Below are 24,145 nucleotides of genomic sequence, written 5' to 3' on the forward strand. Positions count from 1 at the left end.
AGGAGCCCGTCCGCTACCCCAATAATCCCCCACCACGTGCCAGATCGAACGCAAAAACACACCCCGGCACCGCCGGACCCGCCGTGGAGACGGCGTTGTGGCGGGTTCTGAGCCGCCCCCGCGGGCCAATACAGTTCACCCCATGACGCCGTATCCGCCCGCGCCGCGCCAGGACATCGTCGACGAGATCCATGGCCACAGGGTCGCCGACCCGTACCGCTGGCTGGAGGATCCCGCCGGCGACGCGACCAGGGAGTGGCTCGCCGCACAGGACGAGCTGTTCCGCAAGGCCGCCGACGCCCTGCCGGGACGCGCGCGGCTGCGGCGCCGGCTCGGCGAGCTGCTCGGCGCCGGGAGCGTCGGGTCGCCGGTGTGGCGGGGCGGGCGCCGGTTCTTCACCCGCCGGACGGCCGAGCAGGAGCACCCGGTGCTCTACACGGTCGACCCGGACGGCGCCGAGCGCGTCCTGGTGGACCCCATGGTCCTCGACCCCGGCGGCACCACCACCCTGGACGGCTGGCAGCCCGACAAGGAGGGCCGCCTCCTGACCTACAAGGTCTCGACCGGCGGGGACGAGGAGTCGCTGCTGTACGTGATCGACGTCGGGACGGGCGGGCGGGTGGAGGGCCCCATCGACCGCGTCCGCTACTCCTCGGTGGCGTGGCTGCCCGGCGGCGAGGCGTTCTACTACGGGCGGCGGCTCGCCGCCGAGGACGTCCCCGAGGGCGAGGAGCAGTACCACCGGCGCGTCTACCTGCACCGGCTCGGCACCGATCCCGACACCGACGACATCCTGATCTTCGGTGAGGGCCGCGACAAGACCAACTACTACGGCGTCGCCGTCAGCCGCGACGGCCGCTGGCTGACGATCTCCGCGTCCCAGGGCACCGCGCCGCGCAACGACCTGTGGATCGCCGACCTGTCCGCTTCGCCGGCCGAGCGGCCCGCGCTGCGCGCCGTCCAGGAGGGCGTGGACGCCGAGACGGGCCTGCACGTCGGCCGCGACGGCCGCGCCTACGTCTTCACCGACCGCGACGCCCCGCGGTCGCGGCTGTGCGTCACCGACCCGTCCGACCCGTCGTACGGGACGTGGCGGGACCTGATCCCCGAGGACCCCGAGGCGGTCCTCAGTGACTTCGCGATCCTCGACGACCTGGCCCGCCCCGTCCTGCTCGCCGGGTGGACGCGCCACGCGATCAGCGAGATCACCGTGCACGACCTGGCGACGGGCGAGCGCCTCGGCACGGTCCCCACGCCCGGCCTCGGCTCCATCGGCGGGATCATCGAACGCCCCGAGGGCGGGCACGAGGCGTGGTTCGGTTACACCGACAACGTCACGCCGTCGTCGGTGATGCGCTACGACGCCCGCACCGGCGAGACGGAGCTGTGGGCGTCGGCGCCGGGCACGGTGGAGGTCCCCGAGATCGAGACCCGCCAGGTCGTCTACACCTCCGCCGACGGGACCGAGGTGCGGATGCTGGTGGCGTCGCGGCCCGGCGTCACGGGCCCGCGCCCGGCGATCCTCTACGGCTACGGCGGCTTCAACATCTCCCTCACCCCCGCGTACTCGGCCGGCATCCTCGCCTGGGTCGAGGCGGGCGGGGTGTACGCGGTCGCGAACCTGCGCGGCGGGTCCGAGGAGGGCGAGGAGTGGCACCGCGCGGGGATGCGCGAGCACAAGCAGAACGTCTTCGACGACTTCCACGCCGCCGCGGAGAGGCTGATCGCCGACGGGCTCACCACCACGGACCGGCTGGCGATCTCGGGCGGCTCCAACGGCGGGCTGCTCGTCGGGGTCGCGCTCACCCAGCGCCCCGAGCTGTACCGCGCGGTCGTCTGCTCGGCCCCGCTGCTGGACATGGTCCGCTACGAGAGGTTCGGGCTCGGCCAGACCTGGAACGACGAGTACGGGACGGCGGACGACCCCGAGGAGTTCGGCTGGCTCATCGGCTACTCCCCGTACCACCACGTCCATCCCGGGACCGCCTATCCGGCCGTCCTCTTCACGACGTTCGGCAGCGACACCCGCGTGGACCCGCTGCACGCCCGCAAGCTGTGCGCGGCGCTCCAGCACGCCACCTCGTCCGGTGCCCCGATCCTGCTCCGCGACGAGGCGGAGGTCGGCCACGCGGCCCGCTCGGTGAGCCGCTCGGTCGAGCTGATGGCCGACACGCTCGCCTTCACCGCCGCGCAGACGGGCCTGCCGCTGCCCGACGACGCGGAGGCGCCGTGACGGCGGGGACGCTCGCCGCCCGGATCGCGGGCCTGCTCCGGGAGCCGCCGGAGGAACCCGACATGTCCGCGGGCTATCTGGACCTGCTCGGCCCGTCCGCGTCGCCGCCGCCGACCCCCGCGCAGAGGGCGATGCAGTCGGCGTTCCTCCCGCAGATCTACGAGAGGGTGTGGCGGCCGGTCGGGTTCAACCTGGCGAAGGGCTGGCCGTTCGGCCCCGACACCGCCGCCGAGCACGCCATGGCGCGCGACCGGCTCGGCCTCGGGCGGCCGGACGACATCGTCAAACCGGTGGCGGACGTCCTGGACGTCGCGTGCGGCCCCGGCAACGTCACCCGCGCCCTCGCGGCGGGCGTCGCGGGCGACGGCCTGGTCGTGGGCCTGGACGCGTCCGCGACCATGCTCGCCCGCGCCGCCGCCGACACCCGCGCCGACGCCCACGCCGGCACCCGCGGCCCGGACACCCGCGGCGCCGGGGCGGGCGCCGCGCCGGTGGGCTACGTCCGGGGGGACGCGGTGGACCTGCCCTTCCGCGACGGGACGTTCGACGCCGTCTGCTGCTTCGGCGCGCTGTACCTGTTCGACGATCCGTGGACGGCCGTCGACGGCATGATCCGCGTCCTGAGGCCGGGCGGGAACCTGGTCATCCTCACCTCCCGCCGTCCGCTCGTCCTGCCCGCCGACGTCGGCCGTGACCTGGTGCGCCGCGCCACCGGGCTGAACGTCTTCGGGGACGGTGAGGTGACCGGCGCCCTGGCCGACCGGGGCCTGACCGGCGTCAGGCGCCACCGCTACCCGCTCATGCAGCTGGTGGCCGCCCGGCGCCCGTGACCCGCACGCGGGCCGGTCACAGCTGCTTCTCCAGGTAGATGTTGACGATGCCGCCGATCACCTCCCGGCGCGTCTCCGTCCAGCCGAACCCCTGGTAGAGGGCGAGGGCCGGTGCCTGAAGCTCGGTGGTGTCGGCGCGCAGGACGCGGTAGCCGTACTCGCGTGCGCGTTCCTCCAGCGCCCGCACCACGGCCGTGCCGTAGCCCCGGCGCTGCACGGCGGGGCGGACGCGGAGCCGCACCATCTCGACGGCGTCGAGGGCGGGCGTGCCGGGCGCGTAGCCGCCGAACGCGCGGGCCCTGCCGCCGGGGACGAGGTCGGCGCGGCGCAGGCCGCCCATGGCGACGATCCGGCCGCCGGCCTCGCCGACGAGGAACTCCCCGTCGTTGCGGAGGTAGATGTCCTCCATCCGGAAGAAGTCGTGGTCGTAGTAGACGCCGTCGCCGGGGCGCAGGCCCACCTGGGCGAGCCCTTCCCGGTGCAGCGCGAGGACGGTGGCGTGGTCGGCGGCACGGTACCGCCTGAGCCGGAGGTCCGCGAACGCCCACACGGGCGGCTCCTGCCGGAGCCGGACGAGTGTCCGGGACCCGTCTTCGGGGTCGTCTTGCCCGCCCCCCGGCGTCGTGTGCTCGTGCCGGGGGGCGCCTTCTGCCGGTCCCATGGCCGGGTCAGACCTGTTCGGAAGGTGGGACGGACCTGTCGTTGACGGGGCTGGTGACCCACGGGCCGGCGAGGGCCTCGTAGAAGCCCTTCAGCGCCGGGATGTCGCCATGCTTGGCCGAGACGGCGGCGCCGATCTGGCGCGCGCGGTGGACGAGGATGTCGGAGCGGTGGTCGGGCGGGAGGTCGAGGATGGCCTCCTGGCCCGCGTTCAGCGCCGCCTCGGGGTGCCCGGCGTGCAGCTTGCAGGTCGCCCGGTCGAGCTTGACGAGGGTGAGGTCGACGCGGTCGGTGGTGGAGTACAGGGTCAGCGCGTGGCTGAGGACCTCGTCGCCGTGCTTGTGGTCGCCGAGGCTGGTGAAGGTGTCGCCCTCGTAGAAGGCCATCTGCCGGTCGGTGAAGCCGAACACCAGGTCGCCGGTGTCGGTCTTGGACAGCTGGTCGAACACCGAGCGCCCGCGCACCAGGGCGCGGCGGGCGCTGGGCGCGGCGTCGCCGCGTCCGCGCATGGCGAGCATGCCGAGCGCCCGCGCCTCCACGGCGGGGGCCATGGCCGCGGCCACGCTGGGGGTGCGCCCGGCGAGGTCCTGGGCCTTGCGGGCCAGGTGCAGCGCCTCCCGCGGGTCGCCGTAGTACATCGGGACCAGCGACTCGCGGACGGTCACCCAGGCGCGCAGCTGCCGGTCGCCCGTCTCGTCCGCGGCGGTGCGGGCGGTGCGGAAGAACGACCGGGCGAGCCGGTGGTCGCCCAGGTTGATCATGATCAGGCCGGACAGCCCGGACAGCTGGGCCGCGATGCGGCACAGCCGCTCCTGGAGCTCGACAGGCTGGCGCTTGTCGCACATGCGCCGCACCTCGCTGAAGTCCAGCAGCACGTCGCAGAGCATCCGCAGGGACGGGGTGGCCTGGTACTGCTGGCCGTACCCGTAGGTCGTCTCCTCCCACTGGTCGAGCATGGTCGGCGAGACGGTCGCGCCGACCAGCGTGTCGTCCATCTTGCGCCGCAGGTTGTCGACGGCCCCCAGGAACTGGCCGTCGAGCGCCACGCCCGCTCCGGCCAAGAGTTGCAGAAGTGTTCTACGAAGCACGATGTCCTCCTCTCCCACATCAATGGACAGGGGGCCGTCGGCGCGGTCGGGGCCCCGGAGATCGTTGACGGTGACCCAGGGCCGCTCCTCGGCCCTGGTGACGATGGATCCGACGAGCGGGACGTCGGGTTCGCGGACGCCGTGGCGTTCCGGTGCCCGCGGCTGGGGCACGGTGGCGGCGCCCGGGCGCACGCCGTGGCCGCGGCCGCAGATGCAGGGGCTGCGGAATCCGAGCGAGTCGGGTTCGACGCGGTAGACGGCGCAGAGGTAGTGCAGGTACTCGGGGCCCGGTCTCTTGTACCCGCTCTCGTAGGCCGACAGCAGGGTCTCCCCGAGCCTGGGGGCCGGCTTGCCGTCGACCTCGTACAGCGCCCTGACCTGGGCGACGATGTCGGACAGCGCGACCCCGTGGGCGAGGCGGTGCGCCTTCACCCGGCTCGTGCCGAACAGGGGGGCGCACTGCTCGTGGATGTCGTGGGCGATGTCCACGGGGAAGCGCCCTCGGGCCAGGCCGTGCGCGCGGATCCTGCGGGCGACGTCCGTCTCTTTCCGAGGGGGTTCCGACATGTGGTTCCGGCCTCCTCACCGCTGGGCCGGGGCGCCGGCCCCCGGGGGAGGGGCCCGCGCCCTTGCCACGGCGACCGGTAACTAGATGGCCACGACAGATGATTGCTCGCGCACGCAGCGTAACCCCCGCACAGGTACAGGCCAAGCGGTTCCTGTGAAGTGCGTGGGCCAAGGATGCGTCCCCGACCTCCAGAGTAGAGATTCTTCCTCCGAGGGGGAGGAACCTTTGCCTGAGGTGGGGTGATTCGGTACTCCGGCGGCCGGGCGCGCCCTTGACCGTGGACGGCGGGAGTTGCAATTCTCGCCGCGGGTAACAAGCCGGATCCGCAGAGTCGATCAGTCGTCCGCACGGCGGCCGCGGGCGGTCACGCGGGAATCGGCCAGGCAGTCCTCACGGCACGGCAGATGGAGGGGGTGCGAAGGTGGTCAGCGACAGACGCGTCGGCTACCTGGAGGATCTGGAGCGCGAGCTCGGCACGCGCGGGCTCGTGGCCCGCGTCGTCCGGACGCGTTCCGGGCCGGTGTTCCTGCGCGTGGTCAACCCGGAGGCCGCGAGCCTCGCGGAGGACGTCACCTGCGCACCGGCACCCGAGTCGCCCGACCACTACTTCTGGTGGTCGTGGGGTGAGCGCATGCACGGCGTGGACGACCCGGGCGGCGCCGCGGGGAAGCTGGCGCACGTCCTGCAGCCGCTCCGCCGGGACGCGCACTGCAAGGAGTCCCACGGCGGCGACGGTCCCGTCCGGCGGGCACCGGGCCGCGAGACCCTCGTCCGGGAGGTCCTGAGCAGGGAGCCGCTCGGCGGGCGCGCCGGCCGGTGGGACAGGCACGAGCGGCCGGTGGGCCGCTCCTAGGACCGGGCGTGCCCCGCGGGCCGCGGCCGGAACGGCGCGGCAGCCGCGGACCCGCGGGGCACGTTCGTCCGGCCAGTCCCTCCCCGGCCACGGAACGCCACTTCGCCCGGCGTCGTACGAACCGGTCGTCACCGTCCCCTACGATCGGGCTGGTACCCGCCGCGGGTCCACGGCGAGGTGGCGTGACACCCACAAAGGCCGGGGAGGGTCTGACCGATGTCACTCGTTCTCCAAGCGTCGCTGCCCTGGGCGCAGAAGGGGACGGTCGAGACCGCATGCCAGGCGTCCGCCGGAGCCGACCGGACGCCCACCGCCGCGTGCCGGCTGGTGTGGAACGTCTCACACAACACCGACTTCACCAGGTTCTACGCGACCTGGCTCGACAAGCCCCTCGCGACCCTGCTGTGGATCACCCTCACCTTCGTGGTGGCGCTGATCGTCAAGAACATCGCGCACCGGATGATCACCAAGGTGACGGTGCGGATGGCCGAGGGCACGATGTCGGAGAAGGTCAAGGAGCGGTCCCGGACCGTCTTCGACGGCAGCCCCGCCCTGCTGAACCAGCGCCGCGCCCAGCGCGCCAAGACGCTCGGGTCGGTGCTGCGCTCCATCGCCTCCATCCTGATCATGGGGACGGCGGCGTTCAGCATCCTCGGCTCGCTCGGCCTGAACCTCGCGCCGATCCTGGCCAGCGCGAGCGTGATCGGCGTCGCGGTCGGCTTCGGCGCGCAGAACATCGTCAAGGACTTCCTCGCCGGGCTGTTCATGCTGCTGGAGGACCAGTACGGCGTCGGCGACGTCATCGACGTGGGCAGCGCCAAAGGGACGGTGGAGGCCGTCACGCTGCGCGTCACCCGGATGCGCGACGTCAACGGCGTGGTCTGGTACGTCCCGAACGGGGAGATCAAGAAGGTCGGGAACGAGTCACAGAACTGGGGACGGGCCGTCCTGGACATCCCGGTCGACATCAGCGAGGACACCGAGAAGGTCAAGGAGATCCTCCAGGCCGCGGCCGACGAACTGGCCGAGACGCCCTCCTGGGAGGGCGTGATCCTGGAGAAGCCGTCGGTGTGGGGCGTGCAGGCGCTGGCGGGCGACGCCCTGGTGATCCGCGTCGTGCTCAAGACCGCGCCGGGCCGGCAGGCCGACGTCGCCCGGGAGCTGCGCGAGCGGGTCAAGCGGGCGTTCGACGAGGCCGGGGTCTCCGTCGCGACGCCCGCGCCGTCCGCCTGATCACATAGGCTGGGGACGCGATGAGCGAACAGGTGACCTTCTACGAGGCGGCCGGCGGCGAGGAGACGTTCCGCAGGCTGGTGCACCGCTTCTACCAGGGGGTCGCCGAAGACCCCGTCCTGCGCCCCCTCTACCCGGAGGAGGACCTCGGCCCGGCCGAGGAGCGGCTGCGGCTGTTCCTCATCCAGTACTGGGGCGGCCCGAAGACCTACGGTGAGCGGCGCGGGCATCCCCGGCTGCGGATGCGGCACGTGCCGTTCGTGATCGGCGAGGCCGAGCGGGAGGCGTGGCTGCGGCACATGCGGGACGCGGTGGACGAGCTGGAGCTGCCCGAGCAGCTGGAGAAGATGCTCTGGGACTACTTCACGATGGCCGCGCGCAGCTTGGTGAACGCCCCGACATAAGGGTAGATCGCCCTGTATGACACGAACCCCCTGGTGGCGCGACGCCGTCGTGTACGAGGTCTACGTCCGCAGTTTCGCCGACTCGGACGGGGACGGTGAAGGCGACCTCCAGGGGATCCGGTCCCGGCTCGGCTACCTGCGCGACCTGGGCGTGGACGCGCTGTGGCTCACGCCGTTCTACCCGTCGCCGCTGGCGGACGGCGGCTACGACGTGGCCGACTACCGCGACGTGGACCCCCGGTTCGGGACGCTCGGCGACTTCGACGCGCTGGTCGCGGACGCGCACGCGCACGGGTTGCGGCTGATCGTCGACATCGTCCCGAACCACACCTCCGACCGGCACCGCTGGTTCCGGGAGGCGGTGGCCGCGCCGCCGGGCTCGCCCGCACGTGACCGCTACATCTTCCGCTCCGGCAGGCCAGGGGAGGGTCCCGGCGAGGAGGACCCGCCGAACGACTGGCCGTCGGCGTTCGGCGGCCCCGCCTGGACGCGCCTGCCCGACGGCGAGTGGTACCTGCACCTGTACGCGGCGGAGCAGCCCGACCTGAACTGGCGCAACCCGTGGGTCCGGCACGAGTTCGAGGACATCCTGCGGTTCTGGCTGGACCGCGGTGTCGACGGCTTCCGCATCGACGTCGCGGCCGGCCTGGTGAAGGACGACGCCTTCGGCGATCTGGCCGGGCGCGACGCGCGGACGGCGAACGGCCCCCTCTCCAGCCGTCCCGAGGTCCACGAGATCTACCGGAGCTGGCGCCGCGTCCTGGACGGGTACGACGGCCGCATGGCCATCGGCGAGGTGTGGACGGACGGCCCCGACGACCTCGCGCTCTACCTGCGTCCCGACGAGCTGCACCAGGTGTTCCAGTTCGACCTCCAGCTCGCCCCGTGGTCGGCCCCGGCGTTCCAGGACGTGGTGACGTCCGCGATGAAGGCCGTCGCGCCGACCGGGGCCGCGCCCACCTGGGTGCTGTCCAGCCACGACTCCATCCGCCATGTCACGCGGTACGAGCAGCCGGAGGGGGTTCCGGGGCTCGAACTGGCCCGTGCCAGGGCCGCGCTGCTGCTGCTGTTGTCGCTGCCCGGATCGGCGTACCTGTACCAGGGCGAGGAACTGGGCCTTCCCGAGGTGACGGACCTGCCGGACAAGGCACGCCAAGACCCCATCTTCCACCGCAGCGACGGCGGGCAGCCGGGACGGGACGGGTGCCGCGTGCCGCTCCCCTGGTCGGGGAAGACCGAGCCGTTCGGGTTCACCGCCGAGGGCGTCCTCCCCTGGCTGCCGATGCCCGCGCGGTGGGCGTCGCTGACCGTGGAGGCGCAGGAGGGCGATCCGTCCTCGACGCTGGCGTTCTACCGCGCGGCCCTCGCGCTGCGGCGCCGTCTCGTCCCCGACCTGCCGGACGACCTGGAGTGGCTCGACTCCCCGGCGACGGCGGTGTTCTTTAAGCGCGGGCCGCTGACCTGCGCGCTGAACTGCGGCGAGAACCCCGTCCGGCTTCCGCCCGGCCGTCCGCTGCTGACCAGCATCCCGCCCTACGGCGACCTGCTCCCGGGCAACGCCGCCGCCTGGCTCGCGTCCCCCTGACCTCCGGCGCGGCGGGCCCATGCCGCCCGAGGGGCACGCCCGCAGACGCACCGTGCCTGCGGGCAAGCACGGCGCGCCGTCCGCGCGAGGGGTCTGCGCACGGACGGCGCGCCGTGGACCGGCGCTACAGCGGGAGCGCTGCGGCGGGCAGGGGGGACGTCACAGCGGGGGGCGCTGGAGCTGGAGGACGTCGTCGGCGGGGGGCGCCGTCAGCGCACGCGCGCCGGGCTTGACGTCCGCCCAGCGCTGGAGGTCGGCGATGGCGTCGGCCTTGTCGTCGGCGTCGAGCCGGGCGATGAGCCGTCCGCTGTGGTTCATGCCGGGAGCGGTGAGGACGGCCGAGTCGCGGCTGCCCTTGCCCAGCCGGAACGGCTCGGAACCCCACGGGTCGTTGCCGCCGTACACGAACAGCAGCCTGCTGCCGTGCTCACGGACCCAGCGGTCGATGTCGCGCATCGCCTTGCCCCGGTCGAACCGCATCGGGATGTCCGCGGGGACGTAGGTGCGCGGCTGGTAGCTGCTCTCGTAGCGCAGCAGCGGACGCAGGTGCGTGAACTGCGGTGTCGGCCAGCCCAGCTGCGTGCCCGCCTGGTAGAAGTACGGGATGTACTGCGCGAGGCCCTGGTCGGTGTAGAACGACAGCCCGGAGATCGCGTCGAGGCTTCCGTAGAGCGCGTCGTCCGAGGCGTCCACCGCGGGCAGCGCCGGGCAGTCGGACTGGAGGCTGTACTGCCAGAAGGCCCACTCGTAGTCCATCACCGAGTTCTCGAACGCGCGGTCCGGCGTCTTCAGGATGCCGAACGTCCAGCCGTTCTTGGCCGCCGCGTCCTTGAACCGCGCCAGCATCGCGGGACGGCGCTTGAGGATCTCGCGCGCCAGCGCCTTGACGTGGGCGCGGCACTGCGGGTCGGTGCCGACCGTCTGGAAGAACCTGTCGTAGGCGCGGTCCTGGTCGTTGTCGACGTCGTTCGGCGCGACGTAGACGACGCTGCCGTCGACGTCACGGGGGTAGAAGCGCTTGTGGTAGACGGCCGTCATGCCGCCCTTGCTGGCGCCCGTGGAGATCCACCGGGCCTTGTAGATCTTCTTCAGCGCGCCGATCAGCCGGTGCTCGTCGGTGGCGGCCTGCCAGATCGTGTCCTTCGTCCAGTCGGCCGGCTCGGGCCGCGACGGGGTGAAGTACCGGTACTCGACGGAGATCTGGTTGCCGTCGATCAGCGATGTCGGCTCGGAGGTGAACATCGTCTCCGGCGTGTTGTAGCCGCTGGTGTACAGCACCATCGGCCGGTCCGCGGACTTGTGCTGCAACATGATCCGCTGTTCGAACCACTTCCCCTTGGGGTCGTGGTGGTCGACCGGCTGGCGGTAGGTGAGCCAGAACCACCGGTAGCCCGGCAACGTCGAGGTCTTCTCCGTCACCTGCATTCCGGGAATGGCCTTGAGCTGGACGAGGATGTCGTCCGCCTGGGCCAGGCCGGTCCGGTCTCTTGTAGGGAGATGACCCCCCACACCCCCTGGAACCGCCCGGACCGTGTCAGTGCGCGCGGTCGCCGTCGCCTGCGCCGCCGTGGCGCCGGTCCCGGTCAGCCCCGCGGCGAGCAGCAGTGCCATCGCTCCTGTTGAGACGCGCCGCATCATGCCCCTTCCACGTGGGATCTCCACATTTCGCGAGGCGACCCTAGAGGGATAAGTAGGGCAAAAACGGATCCCTACCACGCTTGTTACAGACCCGTGACGACACAGTGGTTATCCCCTCGCATCCGGCGTAGCGTCGGAATTCAGGGGGGATCGGTCCATACGACCGGTTCGCACAACGATCGCGACAAGGGGGGCGCGATGTTCATCCAGGTAATCCAGGGGACGGTCATCGACCGCGACGAGGTCAAGGACGCGATGGACCGCTGGGTCCGCGACCTGGCCCCCGGCTCGATCGGCTGGCTCGGCAGCACCTCCGGGGTCACCGAGGACGGCACGTTCGTCACGCTGGCCCGGTTCGAGTCGCCGGAGGCGGCCCGGAGCAACAGCCACCGGCAGGAGCAGGAGCAGTGGTGGACCGAGCTGTCCAAGCTCTTCACCGGCGAGGTCGTCTTCCACGACTGCGCCCAGAGCGGCACCTGGATGGCCGGTGGCTCCGATGACGCCGGTTTCGTCCAGATCATGCACAGCCGCGTCCGCGACCTGGAAGGGCTGCGGGCATGGATGGACCGGGCGGACCTCGACGCGCTGCGGCGCTTCCGTCCCGACATCCTGGGCGGCCTCTGGGCGGCCCACGGCGACGGCGGCTTCACCGAGGCCGTCTACTTCACGTCCGAGGCGGAGGCCCGCAGGGGCGAGGCACAGCCCCCGCCGCCGGAGATGCAGGCCGAGATGGAGGAGATGCGCCGGTTCTACGAGGGCGACTTCACCTATCTCGACCTGAAGGATCCGTGGCTGGCCTCACGCTGACCGGACGCACCGCCGCGGGCGGCTCGGACCGCCGCGCGGCACCCACACCGCCGCAGGCCGGAAGGACGGCCCAGAGGGGAGGACGGGTCCCTGGGGATCCGTCCTTCCGCCCACGGCGGGGTCAGATGGCGCCGCCCGTGAGAAAATGGGCCAGGAGCCAGCCCAGTCCGACGACCAGGGCGAGCCGTCGCACCTGCCATCCGAGGGGCTTGCCGCGAATGGCGAACACGTTCCAGACCAGCTCGGACAGGGTGTCGTCCTTCTGGCGGTTGAAGACCGCGGGCAGCTCGATCGCGAAGAACATCAGGATCCACAGGACCCATGCGGCGAGATAGGGGGACATGGCTTCTCGATTCCGTCCGACGCATTCTTTCCGGTAATACCCGGCAAGAATGATCGCTATGCCGGACGCGGCGTGATCGCTACGCCGGACGCGGCGGAGGAACCAGGGCGACGCCGTCGTCCCAGGGGGCGAGCCGCTCGAACATGCGCTCGTCGTGCCAGCGCCCGTCCACATGGATGTGGTGACGGGACGTCCCGACGACCGTGAAACCGTTGCGCGCCAGGACACGCTGCGAGGCGTGATTGTCCACGCGGGTGAACGCCTCCACCCGGTGCAGGCGGAGCACCTCGAACGCGATGTCCAATGCCTGCCGCACCGCCTGGGTCGCCACACCCTGCCCGGCGTGCGCGCGCGCCACCCAGTAGCCGACGAAACAGCTCTGGAGTGGGCCCCGCAGGATGTTGTTGAGCGTGATGCGCCCGACGGGTTCGCCGTCCATCAGGATGAGGGCCGGCCACATCTCCCCCACCCCGTGCGCGTCGAGCAGGGCACGCAGATTGGTCCGCTGCCCGTCCACGGTGAAGTACGAGTCGGCGCGCTCCGGCTCCCAGGGGCGCAGGTACCCGCGGTTCTCCCGGTAGAGCACCGCGAGGGCCTCCGCGTCGGTCTCCTGGACGAGGCGCAGCTCGACGCCGTATCCGGGCGGCGGGTCGTGCGGGCCGTCCCCCAGCTCCGGGCGGGTGACGGCCGTCATGCCCCGGGCGGGAGGTAGCGTGCGATGAACTCCCGCTCCTCGGGCGTGAACCGGCGCAGGCGGTTCGCGGAGACGTCGAACGCCACCAGCGTCGAGGTCGCGGCGGCGTAGACGGTGTCGTCGTCGCGCACCTCGTAGGCCAGCTTGAACGACGCGGGGCGGGCCTCCGTCACCCACGTCTCCACCCGGATCGGGTAGACGGTCGGCAGCAGCGGCGCCAGGTAGTCGATCTCGTGCCGTGCGATCACCATGCCGCGGACGGGCTGCTCCCCCTTGCGGACGGGGTCGCCGTGGAACATCTCCAGCCGCGCGTCCTCCAGGTAGCCGAGGAACTTGACGTTGTTCACATGGCCCTGAGAGTCGATGTCCCCGAAGCGGATGCCGAACTCGTAGACGTGCCGGTAGTCGGCCACGGGCAGGTCGGTCTGCTGCATGTCCTCGCCTGGGTCGATGACGGGGGTTCTCACCGGTTCGCCCGATGTTACCTGGAGCGCTCCCGGGCGCCGCGCCCGCACCCGCGACCGCATCCGCGACCGGCGGCCGCGCGGGTCGCGCGGCCGCCGTCCGGGCGTCAGTCGCGCTTGAGCTTGCGGTGCGTCACCCGGTGGGGCCGCGCGGCGTCGGCGCCCAGACGCTCGATCTTGTTCTTCTCGTAGTCGGCGAAGTTGCCCTCGAACCAGAACCAGTTCGAGCCCTCCTCCCACGCGAGGATGTGCGTGGCGATCCGGTCGAGGAACCACCGGTCGTGAGAGGTGATCACGGCGCAGCCGGGGAACTCCAGGAGGGCGTTCTCCAGGCTGGACAGGGTGTCGGTGTCGAGGTCGTTGGTCGGCTCGTCCAGCAGCAGCACGTTGCCGCCCTGCTTGAGGGTCAGCGCCAGGTTCAGCCGGTTGCGCTCGCCGCCCGACAGCACGCCCGACGGCTTCTGCTGGTCCGGGCCCTTGAACCCGAACGCCGCGACGTAGGCGCGGGACGGCATCTCGACCTGGCCGACGTTGATGTGGTCGAGACCGTCCGAGACGACCTGCCACACGGTCTTCTTCGGGTCGATCCCGCCCCGGCCCTGGTCGACGTAGGACACCTGGACGGTCTCACCGAGCCGCAGGGCGCCCGCGTCCGGCTTCTCCTCCCCCACGATCATGCGGAAGAGCGTGGTCTTGCCGACGCCGTTCGGGCCGATCACGCCGACGATGCCGTTCGGGGGCAGGTTGAAGGACAGGTCGTCCATCAGGACCCGGTCCTCGAACCCCTTGGTCAGCTTGTCGGCGACGATCACCGTGTTGCCCAGGCGCGGCCCCGGCGGGATCTGGATCTCCTCGAAGTCCAGCTTCCGGGTCTTGGCCGCCTCGGCGGCCATCTCCTCGTACCTCTCCAGGCGGGCCTTGGACTTGGTCTGCCGCGCCTTCGGGTTCGAGCGGACCCATTCCAGCTCGTCCTGGAGGCGCTTCTTGCGCTTGGCGTCCTTGTTGCCCTCGACCTTCAGCCGGTCGGCCTTCTTCTCCAGGTAGGTGGAGTAGTTGCCCTCATAGGGGAAGCAGCGCCCCCGGTCCAGCTCCAGGATCCAGGTGGCCACGTTGTCGAGGAAGTACCGGTCGTGCGTCACGGCCAGGACGGTGCCCTCGTACTTGGCGAGGAACTGCTCCAGCCACTGCACGCTCTCGGCGTCCAGGTGGTTGGTGGGCTCGTCGAGGAGCAGCAGGTCCGGCGCCTCCAGCAGCAGCTTGCACAGCGCGACCCGGCGCCGCTCGCCCCCGGACAGCTTCGCGACCTCGGCGTCCCCCGGCGGGCAGCGCAGCGCGTCCATGGCCTGCTCAAGCTGGCTGTCGAGATCCCAGGCGTTGCGATGGTCGAGCTGCTCCTGCAGCTTGCCCATCTCCTCCATGAGCTCGTCGGAGTAGTCCGTCGCCATCTTCTCGGCGATCTCGTTGAACCGGTCGACCATCGCCTTGGTCTCGGCGACGCCCTCCTGCACGTTCCCGAGGACGGTCTTCTCCTCGTTCAGCGGCGGCTCCTGCTGCAGCATCCCGACGGTGTACCCGGGCATGAGACGCGCGTCGCCGTTGGACGGCTGCTCCAGACCGGCCATCATGCGCAGCAGCGTCGACTTGCCGGTGCCGTTCGGCCCCAGAACACCGATCTTGGCACCCGGAAGGAAATGCAAGGTGACGTCGTCCAGGACGACCTTGTCGCCATGTGCCTTGCGCACACGCTGCATCGTGTAGATGTACTCGGCCATATCGTCAAGACTAGGGGGTCGGACGCGGTACTTATGGCAGTGTCCCCGGCACCGGACGCCGTGCGCCCTCCTCCGACGGCCACCACCCACCGAACACTCACCTACCGGACACCTCGAACGTCCCGAGCCAAGGGACGCCGTACCCCTCAAGGACTCGGGCGCGTGCTACGGCGACCTGCGGTGCCCTCCGCCTGACCGCGGCGTACAGGGCGTCCACCGGCCCGCAAGGATCAACGCTCGGCCCGCCCCGCATCCGGCCCCTCCCCGATGATCTGCTCGGCGTACGGGCCCGCCACGTCCCATCGCCCTGGGAGACGATCGTGGCGCGCGGGTCCCCGGTCTCCGGATCGAGCAGCAGATAGACCCCGTCACGCCCCTTGAAGACGAACCCGCCGACAACGATCGCGGCCTCCTCACCGCTCACGGCGCGGGCGCCAGGCTTCCGGCGACGATCACGGCGGCGTCGGCGATGTGCCCGGCCTGCTCGATCGGGTCGCCCGTCGCCTCGTCGAAAAACCAGAGCCGGTCGCCATCGGTGGGCCTCGGCCTGCAGGTGATGACCCGGGTCGCCCGCGTGGGGTCGTCCGGACGGCTCACGGTCAGGGTCCGGGCCCGCAGGTCCGTGGTGAGGCCACGCACCTGCAACGTGCTCATCAGCTCATAGAGCCGCGGATAAGCATGCGGATGCTCGGTACCGTCGAAGGAATCTTCCATGCTCGTCTCCCTTGCAATGCGCCTTGGCGTTCCGGTTACGCAGAGCATGATGGGACGTCACTGTGTTACGAGCCGCAGGTCACACCCATGGGCCTTAGGGGGCACTCTGCTCGTCGGTGGATGGGGTGGAGTCTCCACCCTTCGGATTCACACCGGCAGGTCGAGCCGTCGCGCGAACGTGCGGGCGCGCCGATCGATCATCGGCCCGCCGTGGTCGACCGCGTCGGAGGCCATCTGGCGTGCCTGCGGGGAGTAGTGCACCGAGTCGTTGCAGGCGGAAAAGGCGCGCTCCAGCCAGTCCAGGGCGGCCGAGTAGTCCCGCTGCTGGTGATACGAGCGGGCCGTCTCCACCATCAGTCGAGCGCGGCGCTCTCGGCTCGGGATGGTGTCCGGGTCGATCTGCCGCGCACGGTCGCGAGCGGTCGCCGACTTGGAAAGATCGGCGCCCACGGATACCGCGTGCACCGCGACGTTGGAGGTACCGAACTGCGTCCAGGGGTGGTGATAGCCCTTCGGGAGCCGCTCGGCCGCCTTGCCGCCCTCATCGAGGTACCGCAGCGCGTCACCCTCCCTGCCGGCCCGCGCGCTGGTCGTGGCCGCGTGGAGTTGCAGCGCGCCGTACATCGCTTGCAGTCCGACGGGGCCGTCATCGAGTCGAGGGCGGAGCAGGGCCGCCGCATCCGCGACAAGTCGGATGGCGCCGTCGAGATCGCCCATCGAGCGCTGCACGATCGCGAGCGTCCATGCGGCTCCGGCCAAGGCCACAGGCCGGTCGGCGCTGTGGGCGGCGCTGACACCGCGGTCGGCCACGACCCAGATGAGCTCTGGCTCGGACGCCCAGACGATCTCATGTTGAACGAGCGCGTACACGTCGGACAGGACGGCGTTCGCCTCCCGGCGCTGCTCCGGCTCGGCGACCCGCTCGGCGATCCGCGCATCCCGGATCAATGCCGGCAGAATCCGTCCCACGTCGGTGCGGTGCGTCTTCGAGCCATGCCACAACCGCCAGGCGTGCCGGACACGATCGGCCAAAGCCGCGATGTCGAGGGGTCCGTCCGCGCCAGGGACGGTCAGCAACGGGTCGCGGACGGCTTGGCGGATGGCGGGGATCGCTTCGTGCGGGATGCGCGCGAAGGACGCCATAGGGATCGAAGCGGCATCGCCGATGTTCATGTCCGTGCCCGCCAGAAGCGCGACGTCGCCCACGCCCAGGGCCTCGGCCAGCTTGACCAGCGTGGGAAGACGGGGAGGCAGCAGCCGACCGCGCTCCACATCCTTCAACCACGAGCCCGACATGCCGACGAGTCCGGCAAGGGTAGGGCGCGATAGGCCCCTGCGTTCCCGAAGGATCTGAATGCGTCTGCCGGTCCGCTGCCCGGCCAGATCATCGAACATGAGCGCAACCCGCCATGGCGTACCGCGCGCTACGTTCACGCATGGGCCGCATACCTCCTCGGACGATGACAGCTCCCAGGCTAAGCACGAGATGCAGACGTTTCCCAGGGCCCGCTCTTTCCGACGCTGACAACTCCATGCGGACACCCCGCCCGGGCTCCAGCACGCGATGACGCCGGAGAAGGCCCAACGACTGAACCCAGCGCTCAAGCACCGCTGGACCAGCACCGGCGGACACCATCGCCGGGCGCCACCGCCGGGCGCCACCGCCGGGCGTTGTCGCCGGGGGGGGCGTCGATCAGTGGGCGCTGGCGGGACGGCGCTGGTCGATATCTCCTCCCGCGAGGTCTGCTCTACGCGCTGGAGGCTTCGGGGCCGTCCAGTGCGGGGAGGCAGACCCTGTCGCGGCCGGACGACTTCGCTCGGTAGAGCGCGAGGTCGGCGGAGGCGAGCAGCTCGATGAGGTCTTCACCGTGGGTGCGGAGCAGGGAGACGCCCACCGACACCGTGACGGCGACCGTTCCCTCTTCCGCGGGCACCGCGAGCCGCCGCACCCTGCCGCGCAGCCGTTCCGCCACGCGGCACGCCTCGACGGTGTCGGTGCCGGGGAGCAGGACCACGAACTCCTCGCCGCCGAACCGGCCGACCACGTCGTAGTCACGGAGCTGGTGGCACAGCGTGCTCGCCACTCCGATCAGCACCTGGTCGCCCACGAGGTGCCCATGGGTGTCGTTCACGCGTTTGAAATGGTCGATGTCGATCAGCAGCAGGGCCAGCGGGTCGTGTGTGCGCTGTGCCCGGGACAGCTCGGTGCCGGCCTCCCGCTGCCAGGTCGCCGCGTTCAGCAGGCCGGTCTTGGAGTCCGTCCGCGCGGCGGCCTGCAACTGCTGGTGCATGAGGCTCCGCTGCAACAGCATGACCGGCGGGAGCGCCAGCAGGAGCAGGCCGAGCGTCAGCGCGCTCGTGATCGCCACGAGGATCCCGACGCACAGCTCCACCACGTCCAGCAGCAGGCTCTCGCGCGTCCACAGGACGTCCCGCCACCGGCCCTCGGGGTTGTCGGCGTGCGCCGCGACCGCGACCAGTGCCGAGTTCACCACGGCGAACAGCGCCGCGCAGCCGACCGCCGCCGGGATGCCCGGATAGGCGTCGACCAGCCAGATGGGCGGACCGGCGAGCGGTTCGCTGACGACCAGGTGGAACACCATGGACGTGCACGCGCCCGCGACGCCCAGGGCCGAGGCGGTGAGCACCCTCCGGTAGACGAGCGTCCGGCGGACCCGGAACTGCAGCAGCGCCTGCAACGGCACGGGCATCAGCAGCGCGTACACCGGCGGCAGCAGCAGCGCGACCGGCAGCCACCACGCCGACAGCAGGTCGCGCGCGACGCCCGCGGGCATGCCGAGGCGGCGTGTCGCCTCGATGCACACCGCCCCGCAGGCGACCAGCGCGACGAAGGTCAGCAGATCTTCGAGGCGCAGGGGCGTGGTGAGAAGCCCGGCCACGATGAGCCCGAGATGGACGGCGACGACCAGCGGCACGTAGACCACGAGCAGGGACAGGCGCCCTGGAAACGCTCGGCGCCGGGGCGTGCGGGCCAGTTCCCCACCCCGGTCCTCGGCGGACGACTGCACTGCCGTCATCCTTCCCCCTTACACGCATCACGTTGTGTAACACGATAGTTGCAACGTGTGCGGAGTGGGCGGGAAACAGGTACCTTCAGGAGCGCACATGCGGAGTTGGCCGCTCAAGGGCACCCGCACCGGGGCCGCGGACTCGCGGACTCCAGCACATCCCGAGGGGGAGAGTTCACCATGCGCGGCGTTTCCTGGATCTAGGCAGGCCGCAGAACCCCACCGGCGCGGGGGCGCCACCAACGATCGTCCACCCGGCGACGCCCCCGCTCCCCGCTCCCCGAGGTCCACGGCATGGCCCCCGCCCGTCCGCGCTGACACTCCGCGACCACGCAGTTGCACCACCTCCTGTTCACGTCATTCCGAGGCCCATGCCTCCTAAACCGCCGCGCTCACGGCCCGGAGGTCAGGCATTTGTTCGCGGTCTTCTCCGTCCGAACTGCGAGACCTGATGGGCTGTCGCCTCCCCCCTATAGCTGGCGTCCCCGGGTGTGGTGGGTTGGGGTTAGGCGGCCTGTTTGGCTTCTTCTTCTGCGGGGGGTGCCAGGGCCCATTGGTCGGCGGCCTCCCGCGCCTGCTGGCGGTCTTCGTCGGTGAGGGCGCCGCCGCGCTGGACGGGGCGGAAGTCGGCGGTGCCGCGGCTGAGGTCGTGGCCGAGGGTGGTGGCCTCGATCTCGGCGGAGAAGCGCCATTGGCCGTCGCGTTCGTACTGGCGGATGCGGAGGCGGCCGGTGACCAGGACGGGGTGGCCGCGCTGGAACTCGGAGGCGTTGATGTTGTCGGCCAGGCCGCGCCAGCAGTTGACGGTCAGGAACATGGTCTCGACGTCCTGCCACTGGCCGGTCTGACGGTCGTAGCGGCGCGGCGTGCAGCCGACCCTCAGGGACAGCAGCGGGGTGCCGTTCGAGGTCACGGCGTAGTAGGGCTCCGCGGCGATCCAGCCGATGATGGTGACGTGCGCCTCGTTCATGGTTCCTCCGTCGCTCTCGGTTATGAGATCAACGGTGGCGCAACCGCGAGGTCGGCGGAAGCCGTCCGGGCAACTGTGGATAACTCAGCGGGTGACGCGGCCCAGGGCGGTCTCGACGTCGCGGCGGAAGCGTGCGTAGAGCTCCAGCTCGGCGGTGACGGGGGCGACGACCTTCTCCTCGGCGACGCGTTCGATGCCCTCGTTCATGTGGAGTTCCATCTTCTCGCCGTGTTTCGCCGACGAGAGGGCCACCAGGTTCCGGCAGGCGGACGACGTGAGCCAGCCCATCCCGAGCGTGCAGACGGCGAGGACCGCGACGTACGGGATGAGGCCCGCCTCCCCGACCAGGCCGGGCGGGTCGTCGCCGCCGATCTCCACGATGCCGTACGCGACGAGGAGGCCGATCCAGGCGACGCTGAGGACGGCGACCAGCACGAGGAAGAACTGCCAGGTCTTGACCAGCCACCACCAGCGCGGCACCTGGTTGAAGGTGGGCAGCGCCGCCTTGAGGGACTCGCCGAGGGCCTCGGGGATCTCGGTGGCGTGGGAGCGGGCGGCGGCGCGGACGGAGCGCGCCCAGGGCGGGGGCAGTTCGGCGGCGACGCCGTCGGTGACGGTGTGCAGGGCGTTGTCGACGTCGCCCTGCTGGGCGCCGATCGGGCCGGTGAAGGCGTTGCGGAGTTCCTCGCGCAGCTCGGTGAGGCGCATCCGGCGCAGCGGGTCCGAGCGGAGGCGGTCGATGAGGGCGGCGACGGGCCAGCCGACGAAGTCGGCGGCGCGCAGCTCGTAGGCGCTCTCCATGGCCTCGGCGACGGCGGGGGCGCCCGCGGCGTCCGTCAGGGACTGGACGAGCTCCAGCTGCCGGTCCTCTTCGAGGGTGACGGGCGGGTCGGCGGTGAAGCGGTGGACGGCGAACCGCTCGGCGAGCCTGTCGACGTCGGCGGACAGGCGCTCGCTGCGGGCGCGGCGGGCGGCGACCGTGTCGACGAGGATGTCGCGGAAGCCGGTGACGCCGTCCTCGCTGACGGCGGAGGTGGTGACGACGCGCGGCTGGGTGAGGCCCTCGGCCTCCAGCAGGCGGCGCAGGTCGGCGACGCAGTCGTCGATCTCGTCGGGGCCGAGGCGGTCGACCTGGTTGAGGACGATCAGTGTCACGCCGGTGTGCCGGGCGAAGGGGACGATGTAGTTGCGGTGCAGGGCCGCGTCGGCGTACTTCTGGGGGTCCACGACCCAGACGAGGAGATCGGCGATGGTGACGAAACGGTCGACCTCGGCGCGGTGCAGGGCCTGGATGGAGTCGTGGTCGGGCAGGTCGAGCAGGACCAGGCCCTGGAGGGAGCTGTCCGCCCGCTCCATGTCGAGGGCGCTCGCGCGGGCGTAGCGGTGGCGCTTCTCGACGTCCAGCCAGTCGAGCAGGGGCCCGGCGCCGTCCAGCCCCCAGACGCAGGCGTGCGCCTTGGACGTCATCGGGCGGCGCACGCCGGTGGGCGACAGCTCCAGCCCGCAGATGGCGTTGAACAGCGACGACTTGCCGCTGCCCGTGCCGCCGGCGAGGGTGACGACCGTGTGCTCGCCGGACAGCCGCAGCCGCTGCCCGGCGCGGTCGAGCAGGGCGGCGGCGTCATCGAGGAGCGGCCGGTCGAGCCGCCCGGCGCCGGCCGCGACGAGCCGGTCGAGGCCGTCGAGGCGGTCGGTGAGCCCGGGGGCCTCCACGGCGGGGACGGCGGCGCCGGCCACGGGCGTCCCGAGGATCGGGGCGCCGCCGGGACCCATGGGCGTGTTCGCTGGGATGGCCGAGGTGGTCATCGGGCGACCTCGAGGTTGTAGGTGGCCTGGTAGAGCTGGACGGGTACGGTCTCGTCCGGGATGCCGGCGGCGTCGAGCGCCTGCCCGAACCTGATCGCCTCCTCGTCGAACAGCATCCCGATGCGGCTGCGCAGGTCGGCGCGGGCCTTGGCGCCCATGCCGCGCAGCGACTCCGCGCCGAACAGGGCCTTCAGCAGCCGCTGCGGGACGGCGCTGTTGCCGCCCTCGACGGCGACGTCGGACGTGCCGTAGCCGAGCAGGCCGATCATCAGGACGAGGGAGACCGCCTCGGTGTCGAACGAGACGAGCTTGGCGACCGAGCGTTTGGTCACCCCCTCGGTGCGGATCAGCTCCTGGACGTGGTCCTGCCAGGAGCTGACCGCGCGGGTGACGCGCCGGGACAGCTCCGGGGAGACGCCGCCGAGCGCCGCGGCGGGGCCCGCCATGACCTCGCCGCCGGCGGGGTGCTCGCGCCAGCGGGCGAGGACCTGCTCGGCGCCGTGCTCGGCGGACGCGAGGATCAGCGATTCGAGGCTGCTGCGCAGTGCGGCCTTGAGCGCGCGCACACGGGCGGGGCTGCGGTGGCGGCGGCTGGCGGACCGTCCGCGGCGCGGGCGCTGGACGTGCAGGGCCCGCAGCAGATCGCCCGTACCGGCGAAGTCCTGCCAGCGGGCGAGGACCTCGCCGCGCAGCAGGGACCCGTTGCGGGTGGCCTCGTCCAGCTCGGCGAGAACGGTGGCGTAGGCGGTCTCGACCTGGCGGGCCAGGTCGGCGCGCTGCTCCACCTGCGCCTCGACGTGCCGGGCGACCTCCGGGACGCGGGTGCGGAGGCTGTCGAGGACGCCGACGAGGGTGTCGCTGACGATGATCTCGCGGTCCTCGGTGTCCTCGGCGACGCCGACGAGCCAGGCGCGGATGTCCTCGACGGCCTCCTCGGGGAGACGGCTGTCCTCGACGCGGGTCTCGGGGACGGTGAAGCGCCGCGCCTCGCCGACCTCGTGCTCGTCGAGCATCTCGCCGAAGTGCCGGACGACCTCGGCGCCGCCCCAGCCGGTCTCGCCCGAGCGGTCGCCGGGGCCCTCACTCTGCGGGATGCGGGACAGCACGACGCCGATGGTGGCGCCGTTCTCCCTGGCCCGCTGGAGCATCTGCCACACCTGGGCGTCGGCGTACCGGGCGGCGGTGGTGACGCACAGCCACAGGTCGGCGGCCGCCATCAGCTTGGTGGCGAACTCGTAGTGGTCCTCGAAGACGGAGTCGAAGTCGGGGCTGTCGAGCAGCGCGAGCCCGGGCGGCAGGACGTCGCTGCTGATGACGACGAGCTGGTCACCGGCGATGGCGTCGGGGGCGGGCCCGCGGACGCGGCCCATGCCGGGCAGCAGCGGCCCCTCCAGGAACCAGTCGGCGTGGTCGGGGTGGCAGACGAGGATCGGGCTGCTGGTGGTGGGGCGGAGCACGCCGGTGGCGCTGACGCGGGACCCCACGAGCGTGTTGACCAGCGTCGACTTGCCCGCGCCGGTGGACCCGCCGAGCACCACGAGCATGGGCGCGCCGGCCGCCTGCACGCGCGGGAGGACGTAGTCCTCCAGCTGGCCCCGCAGTTCGGAGCGGGCCTCGCGCGCCTCCTCGACGTCCGGGACGTCCAGGACGAAGTCGAAGGCGCCGAGCTGCTCGCGGAGGGTGGTGAGCGCGCGGATCAGCTCGCCCTGCCGCACCGTCCCGCCGCGGTGGGCGCCGATCTTCGCGGGCCCGGAGCGGGCGGTGCGGCGGTGCCTGGCACGCTCGGACGTCCCCGCCGCCTTGTCGGCCTCGGTGCGTGCGGCGCTGTGCTTCCCGGGCGTGGACCTTCCCGCCGCCGATCCCTCCGGCTTCGCCGCGGCGGGCTCCTGACCGGTGGCCGCGGGCTTCACCGGCTCGGGGCGTTTCGCGGCGGGCGCTCCGGACGCGGGTTTCGCCGCCCCGGCCTTCGCCGCCCCGGCCTTCGGGGTCGCGGGCTCGGGCTTCGCGGGCTCGGAAGGCCCCGTCCCCGACCCGGCGGACGCGGCCTTCGCCGCTCCGGACCTGCCGGACCTCGCCGCCCCGCCCGCGGGCTTCGCGGGCTCGGCGCCTCCGGACTCCGGCTCGCCGGACGCGGCCTTCGCGGCCCGGGACCTGCCGGTCCTCGGCGCGGCGGGACCGCCCGCATCGGTCTCCTCCGCTGCGGGCTTCGCCGCCTTCGGGGCGGCGGGCTCCGGCCGTCCCGCGGGGTCCGGCTTCCCGGGCTCGGGCGTCCCCGCCGCGGGCTTGCCCGCCTGGGGCTTCCCGGGCGCGGCCTTCCGGGCCCGGGACGTCCGGGCCCGGGGCTTCGGGGCCTCGGGCTTCCCGGGTTCGGTGTCTCTGGGCTCGTTTCCGGGCATCGCGCCACCACCGGGCGCGTCGTCGCCGGGGACCGCGGGGTCGTGGGCCCCGCCTCCC

At 72.0% G+C, this 24,145-nt stretch carries 21 protein-coding genes; 7 read left to right on the plus strand and 14 right to left on the minus strand.

From position 1 onward, the window contains the following. Positions 1–142: 142 nt before the first annotated feature. Together AGRA3207_RS09255 and AGRA3207_RS09260 are read left to right on the plus strand one after the other, a co-directional pair. Entirely contained in the window at positions 143–2,233 is a 2,091-nt protein-coding gene (locus AGRA3207_RS09255) for a prolyl oligopeptidase family serine peptidase (RefSeq protein WP_231334152.1), read from the plus strand. After that, positions 2,230–3,063: a class I SAM-dependent methyltransferase gene (locus tag AGRA3207_RS09260; RefSeq protein ID WP_231334153.1), complete on the plus strand. Its 834-nt coding sequence runs from the start codon at positions 2,230–2,232 to the stop codon at positions 3,061–3,063. Before AGRA3207_RS09255 ends, AGRA3207_RS09260 begins: the two co-directional genes overlap by 4 nt. 16 nt (positions 3,064–3,079) lie before the next feature. Here the strand turns inward: AGRA3207_RS09260 and AGRA3207_RS09265 are convergent, their stop codons facing one another. Both AGRA3207_RS09265 and AGRA3207_RS09270 read right to left on the minus strand, forming a co-directional pair. Next, positions 3,080–3,724 carry a GNAT family N-acetyltransferase gene (locus AGRA3207_RS09265; protein WP_231334154.1) on the minus strand — a complete coding sequence of 215 codons (645 nt, stop codon included), beginning with the start codon at positions 3,722–3,724 and terminating at the stop codon, positions 3,080–3,082. Between the two features lie 7 nt (positions 3,725–3,731). Then, on the minus strand, positions 3,732–5,378 hold the full coding sequence (locus AGRA3207_RS09270; RefSeq protein WP_231334155.1) for an NsdA family TPR-like regulatory protein: 1,647 nt from the start codon (positions 5,376–5,378) through the stop codon (positions 3,732–3,734). 422 nt (positions 5,379–5,800) lie between these two features. Here AGRA3207_RS09270 and AGRA3207_RS09275 point away from each other — a divergent pair, with 422 nt between their 5' ends. The 4 genes from AGRA3207_RS09275 to AGRA3207_RS09290 all read left to right on the plus strand — a co-directional run bounded on the left by AGRA3207_RS09275 (position 5,801) and on the right by AGRA3207_RS09290 (position 9,454). After that, entirely contained in the window at positions 5,801–6,232 is a 432-nt protein-coding gene (locus AGRA3207_RS09275) for a hypothetical protein (RefSeq protein WP_231334156.1), read from the plus strand. Positions 6,233–6,448: 216 nt separating this feature from the next. After that, positions 6,449–7,465, plus strand: a complete 1,017-nt coding sequence (locus AGRA3207_RS09280; protein WP_231334157.1) for a mechanosensitive ion channel family protein — start codon at positions 6,449–6,451, stop codon at positions 7,463–7,465. A 20-nt stretch (positions 7,466–7,485) separates the two neighbouring features. After that, positions 7,486–7,869, plus strand: a complete 384-nt coding sequence (locus tag AGRA3207_RS09285) for a globin (RefSeq protein WP_231334158.1) — start codon at positions 7,486–7,488, stop codon at positions 7,867–7,869. A 16-nt stretch (positions 7,870–7,885) separates the two neighbouring features. Beyond that, a complete protein-coding gene (locus AGRA3207_RS09290) occupies positions 7,886–9,454 on the plus strand; it encodes a glycoside hydrolase family 13 protein (RefSeq protein WP_231334159.1) in 1,569 nt (522 codons plus the stop codon). Between the two features lie 159 nt (positions 9,455–9,613). Here the strand turns inward: AGRA3207_RS09290 and AGRA3207_RS09295 are convergent, their stop codons facing one another. After that, positions 9,614–11,065, minus strand: a complete 1,452-nt coding sequence (locus AGRA3207_RS09295; RefSeq protein WP_231334160.1) for a S28 family serine protease — start codon at positions 11,063–11,065, stop codon at positions 9,614–9,616. Between the two features lie 225 nt (positions 11,066–11,290). On the opposite strand from AGRA3207_RS09295, the gene AGRA3207_RS09300 reads away from it, so the two are divergent. Continuing rightward, positions 11,291–11,899 (plus strand): hypothetical protein, encoded by a 609-nt coding sequence (locus AGRA3207_RS09300; RefSeq protein WP_231334161.1) that lies wholly within the window; start codon positions 11,291–11,293, stop codon positions 11,897–11,899. Between the two features lie 121 nt (positions 11,900–12,020). On the opposite strand, the gene AGRA3207_RS09305 is transcribed toward AGRA3207_RS09300, so the two are convergent. The 11 genes from AGRA3207_RS09305 to AGRA3207_RS09355 all read right to left on the minus strand — a co-directional run bounded on the left by AGRA3207_RS09305 (position 12,021) and on the right by AGRA3207_RS09355 (position 24,087). Beyond that, positions 12,021–12,242, minus strand: coding sequence for a hypothetical protein (locus AGRA3207_RS09305; RefSeq protein WP_231334162.1), 222 nt, complete (start codon positions 12,240–12,242; stop codon positions 12,021–12,023). Between the two features lie 79 nt (positions 12,243–12,321). Beyond that, a complete protein-coding gene (locus AGRA3207_RS09310; RefSeq protein WP_231334163.1) occupies positions 12,322–12,936 on the minus strand; it encodes a GNAT family N-acetyltransferase in 615 nt (204 codons plus the stop codon). Further along, positions 12,933–13,370 carry an acyl-CoA thioesterase gene (locus AGRA3207_RS09315; protein WP_420830908.1) on the minus strand — a complete coding sequence of 146 codons (438 nt, stop codon included), beginning with the start codon at positions 13,368–13,370 and terminating at the stop codon, positions 12,933–12,935. Before AGRA3207_RS09315 ends, AGRA3207_RS09310 begins: the two co-directional genes overlap by 4 nt. Before the next feature lie 137 nt (positions 13,371–13,507). Next, positions 13,508–15,172, minus strand: a complete 1,665-nt coding sequence (ettA, locus tag AGRA3207_RS09320) for an energy-dependent translational throttle protein EttA (protein WP_231334165.1) — start codon at positions 15,170–15,172, stop codon at positions 13,508–13,510. 97 nt (positions 15,173–15,269) lie between these two features. Next, complete coding sequence (locus AGRA3207_RS09325; protein ID WP_231334166.1) at positions 15,270–15,596, minus strand: hypothetical protein; 327 nt, start codon at positions 15,594–15,596, stop codon at positions 15,270–15,272. Beyond that, on the minus strand, positions 15,593–15,886 hold the full coding sequence (locus AGRA3207_RS09330; RefSeq protein ID WP_231334167.1) for a hypothetical protein: 294 nt from the start codon (positions 15,884–15,886) through the stop codon (positions 15,593–15,595). The genes AGRA3207_RS09325 and AGRA3207_RS09330 overlap by 4 nt, the downstream gene beginning before the upstream one ends. Positions 15,887–16,033: 147 nt before the next feature. Continuing rightward, entirely contained in the window at positions 16,034–17,281 is a 1,248-nt protein-coding gene (locus AGRA3207_RS09335; RefSeq protein WP_231334168.1) for a helix-turn-helix domain-containing protein, read from the minus strand. Positions 17,282–17,634: 353 nt separating this feature from the next. Then, a complete protein-coding gene (locus AGRA3207_RS09340; RefSeq protein WP_231334169.1) occupies positions 17,635–18,924 on the minus strand; it encodes a sensor domain-containing diguanylate cyclase in 1,290 nt (429 codons plus the stop codon). Positions 18,925–19,420: 496 nt separating this feature from the next. Further along, positions 19,421–19,885, minus strand: a complete 465-nt coding sequence (locus AGRA3207_RS09345; protein ID WP_231334170.1) for a single-stranded DNA-binding protein — start codon at positions 19,883–19,885, stop codon at positions 19,421–19,423. A gap of 84 nt (positions 19,886–19,969) precedes the next feature. Continuing rightward, positions 19,970–21,691 carry a P-loop NTPase family protein gene (locus AGRA3207_RS09350; RefSeq protein ID WP_231334171.1) on the minus strand — a complete coding sequence of 574 codons (1,722 nt, stop codon included), beginning with the start codon at positions 21,689–21,691 and terminating at the stop codon, positions 19,970–19,972. Then, positions 21,688–24,087: an AAA family ATPase gene (locus AGRA3207_RS09355; protein ID WP_273700023.1), complete on the minus strand. Its 2,400-nt coding sequence runs from the start codon at positions 24,085–24,087 to the stop codon at positions 21,688–21,690. Before AGRA3207_RS09355 ends, AGRA3207_RS09350 begins: the two co-directional genes overlap by 4 nt. Between the last annotated feature and the right edge of the window lie 58 nt (positions 24,088–24,145).

It is taken from the genome of Actinomadura graeca, from assembly GCF_019175365.1.
Taxonomy (GTDB): domain Bacteria; phylum Actinomycetota; class Actinomycetes; order Streptosporangiales; family Streptosporangiaceae; genus Spirillospora; species Spirillospora graeca.

What these genes read in the sequence shown, in the direction of transcription:
- AGRA3207_RS09255 (WP_231334152.1), top strand. Translation starts at nt 143, where the DNA reads ATGACGCCGTATCCGCCCGCGCCGCGCCAGGACATCGTCGACGAGATC.
- AGRA3207_RS09265 (WP_231334154.1), bottom strand. Translation starts at nt 3,724, where the DNA reads ATGGGACCGGCAGAAGGCGCCCCCCGGCACGAGCACACGACGCCGGGG.
- AGRA3207_RS09270 (WP_231334155.1), bottom strand. Translation starts at nt 5,378, where the DNA reads ATGTCGGAACCCCCTCGGAAAGAGACGGACGTCGCCCGCAGGATCCGC.
- AGRA3207_RS09280 (WP_231334157.1), top strand. Translation starts at nt 6,449, where the DNA reads ATGTCACTCGTTCTCCAAGCGTCGCTGCCCTGGGCGCAGAAGGGGACG.
- AGRA3207_RS09285 (WP_231334158.1), top strand. Translation starts at nt 7,486, where the DNA reads ATGAGCGAACAGGTGACCTTCTACGAGGCGGCCGGCGGCGAGGAGACG.
- AGRA3207_RS09290 (WP_231334159.1), top strand. Translation starts at nt 7,886, where the DNA reads ATGACACGAACCCCCTGGTGGCGCGACGCCGTCGTGTACGAGGTCTAC.
- AGRA3207_RS09295 (WP_231334160.1), bottom strand. Translation starts at nt 11,065, where the DNA reads ATGGCACTGCTGCTCGCCGCGGGGCTGACCGGGACCGGCGCCACGGCG.
- AGRA3207_RS09300 (WP_231334161.1), top strand. Translation starts at nt 11,291, where the DNA reads ATGTTCATCCAGGTAATCCAGGGGACGGTCATCGACCGCGACGAGGTC.
- AGRA3207_RS09305 (WP_231334162.1), bottom strand. Translation starts at nt 12,242, where the DNA reads ATGTCCCCCTATCTCGCCGCATGGGTCCTGTGGATCCTGATGTTCTTC.
- AGRA3207_RS09310 (WP_231334163.1), bottom strand. Translation starts at nt 12,936, where the DNA reads ATGACGGCCGTCACCCGCCCGGAGCTGGGGGACGGCCCGCACGACCCG.
- AGRA3207_RS09315 (WP_420830908.1), bottom strand. Translation starts at nt 13,370, where the DNA reads ATGCAGCAGACCGACCTGCCCGTGGCCGACTACCGGCACGTCTACGAG.
- ettA (WP_231334165.1), bottom strand. Translation starts at nt 15,172, where the DNA reads ATGGCCGAGTACATCTACACGATGCAGCGTGTGCGCAAGGCACATGGC.
- AGRA3207_RS09330 (WP_231334167.1), bottom strand. Translation starts at nt 15,886, where the DNA reads ATGGAAGATTCCTTCGACGGTACCGAGCATCCGCATGCTTATCCGCGG.
- AGRA3207_RS09335 (WP_231334168.1), bottom strand. Translation starts at nt 17,281, where the DNA reads ATGTTCGATGATCTGGCCGGGCAGCGGACCGGCAGACGCATTCAGATC.
- AGRA3207_RS09340 (WP_231334169.1), bottom strand. Translation starts at nt 18,924, where the DNA reads ATGACGGCAGTGCAGTCGTCCGCCGAGGACCGGGGTGGGGAACTGGCC.
- AGRA3207_RS09345 (WP_231334170.1), bottom strand. Translation starts at nt 19,885, where the DNA reads ATGAACGAGGCGCACGTCACCATCATCGGCTGGATCGCCGCGGAGCCC.
- AGRA3207_RS09350 (WP_231334171.1), bottom strand. Translation starts at nt 21,691, where the DNA reads ATGACCACCTCGGCCATCCCAGCGAACACGCCCATGGGTCCCGGCGGC.
- AGRA3207_RS09355 (WP_273700023.1), bottom strand. Translation starts at nt 24,087, where the DNA reads ATGCCCGGAAACGAGCCCAGAGACACCGAACCCGGGAAGCCCGAGGCC.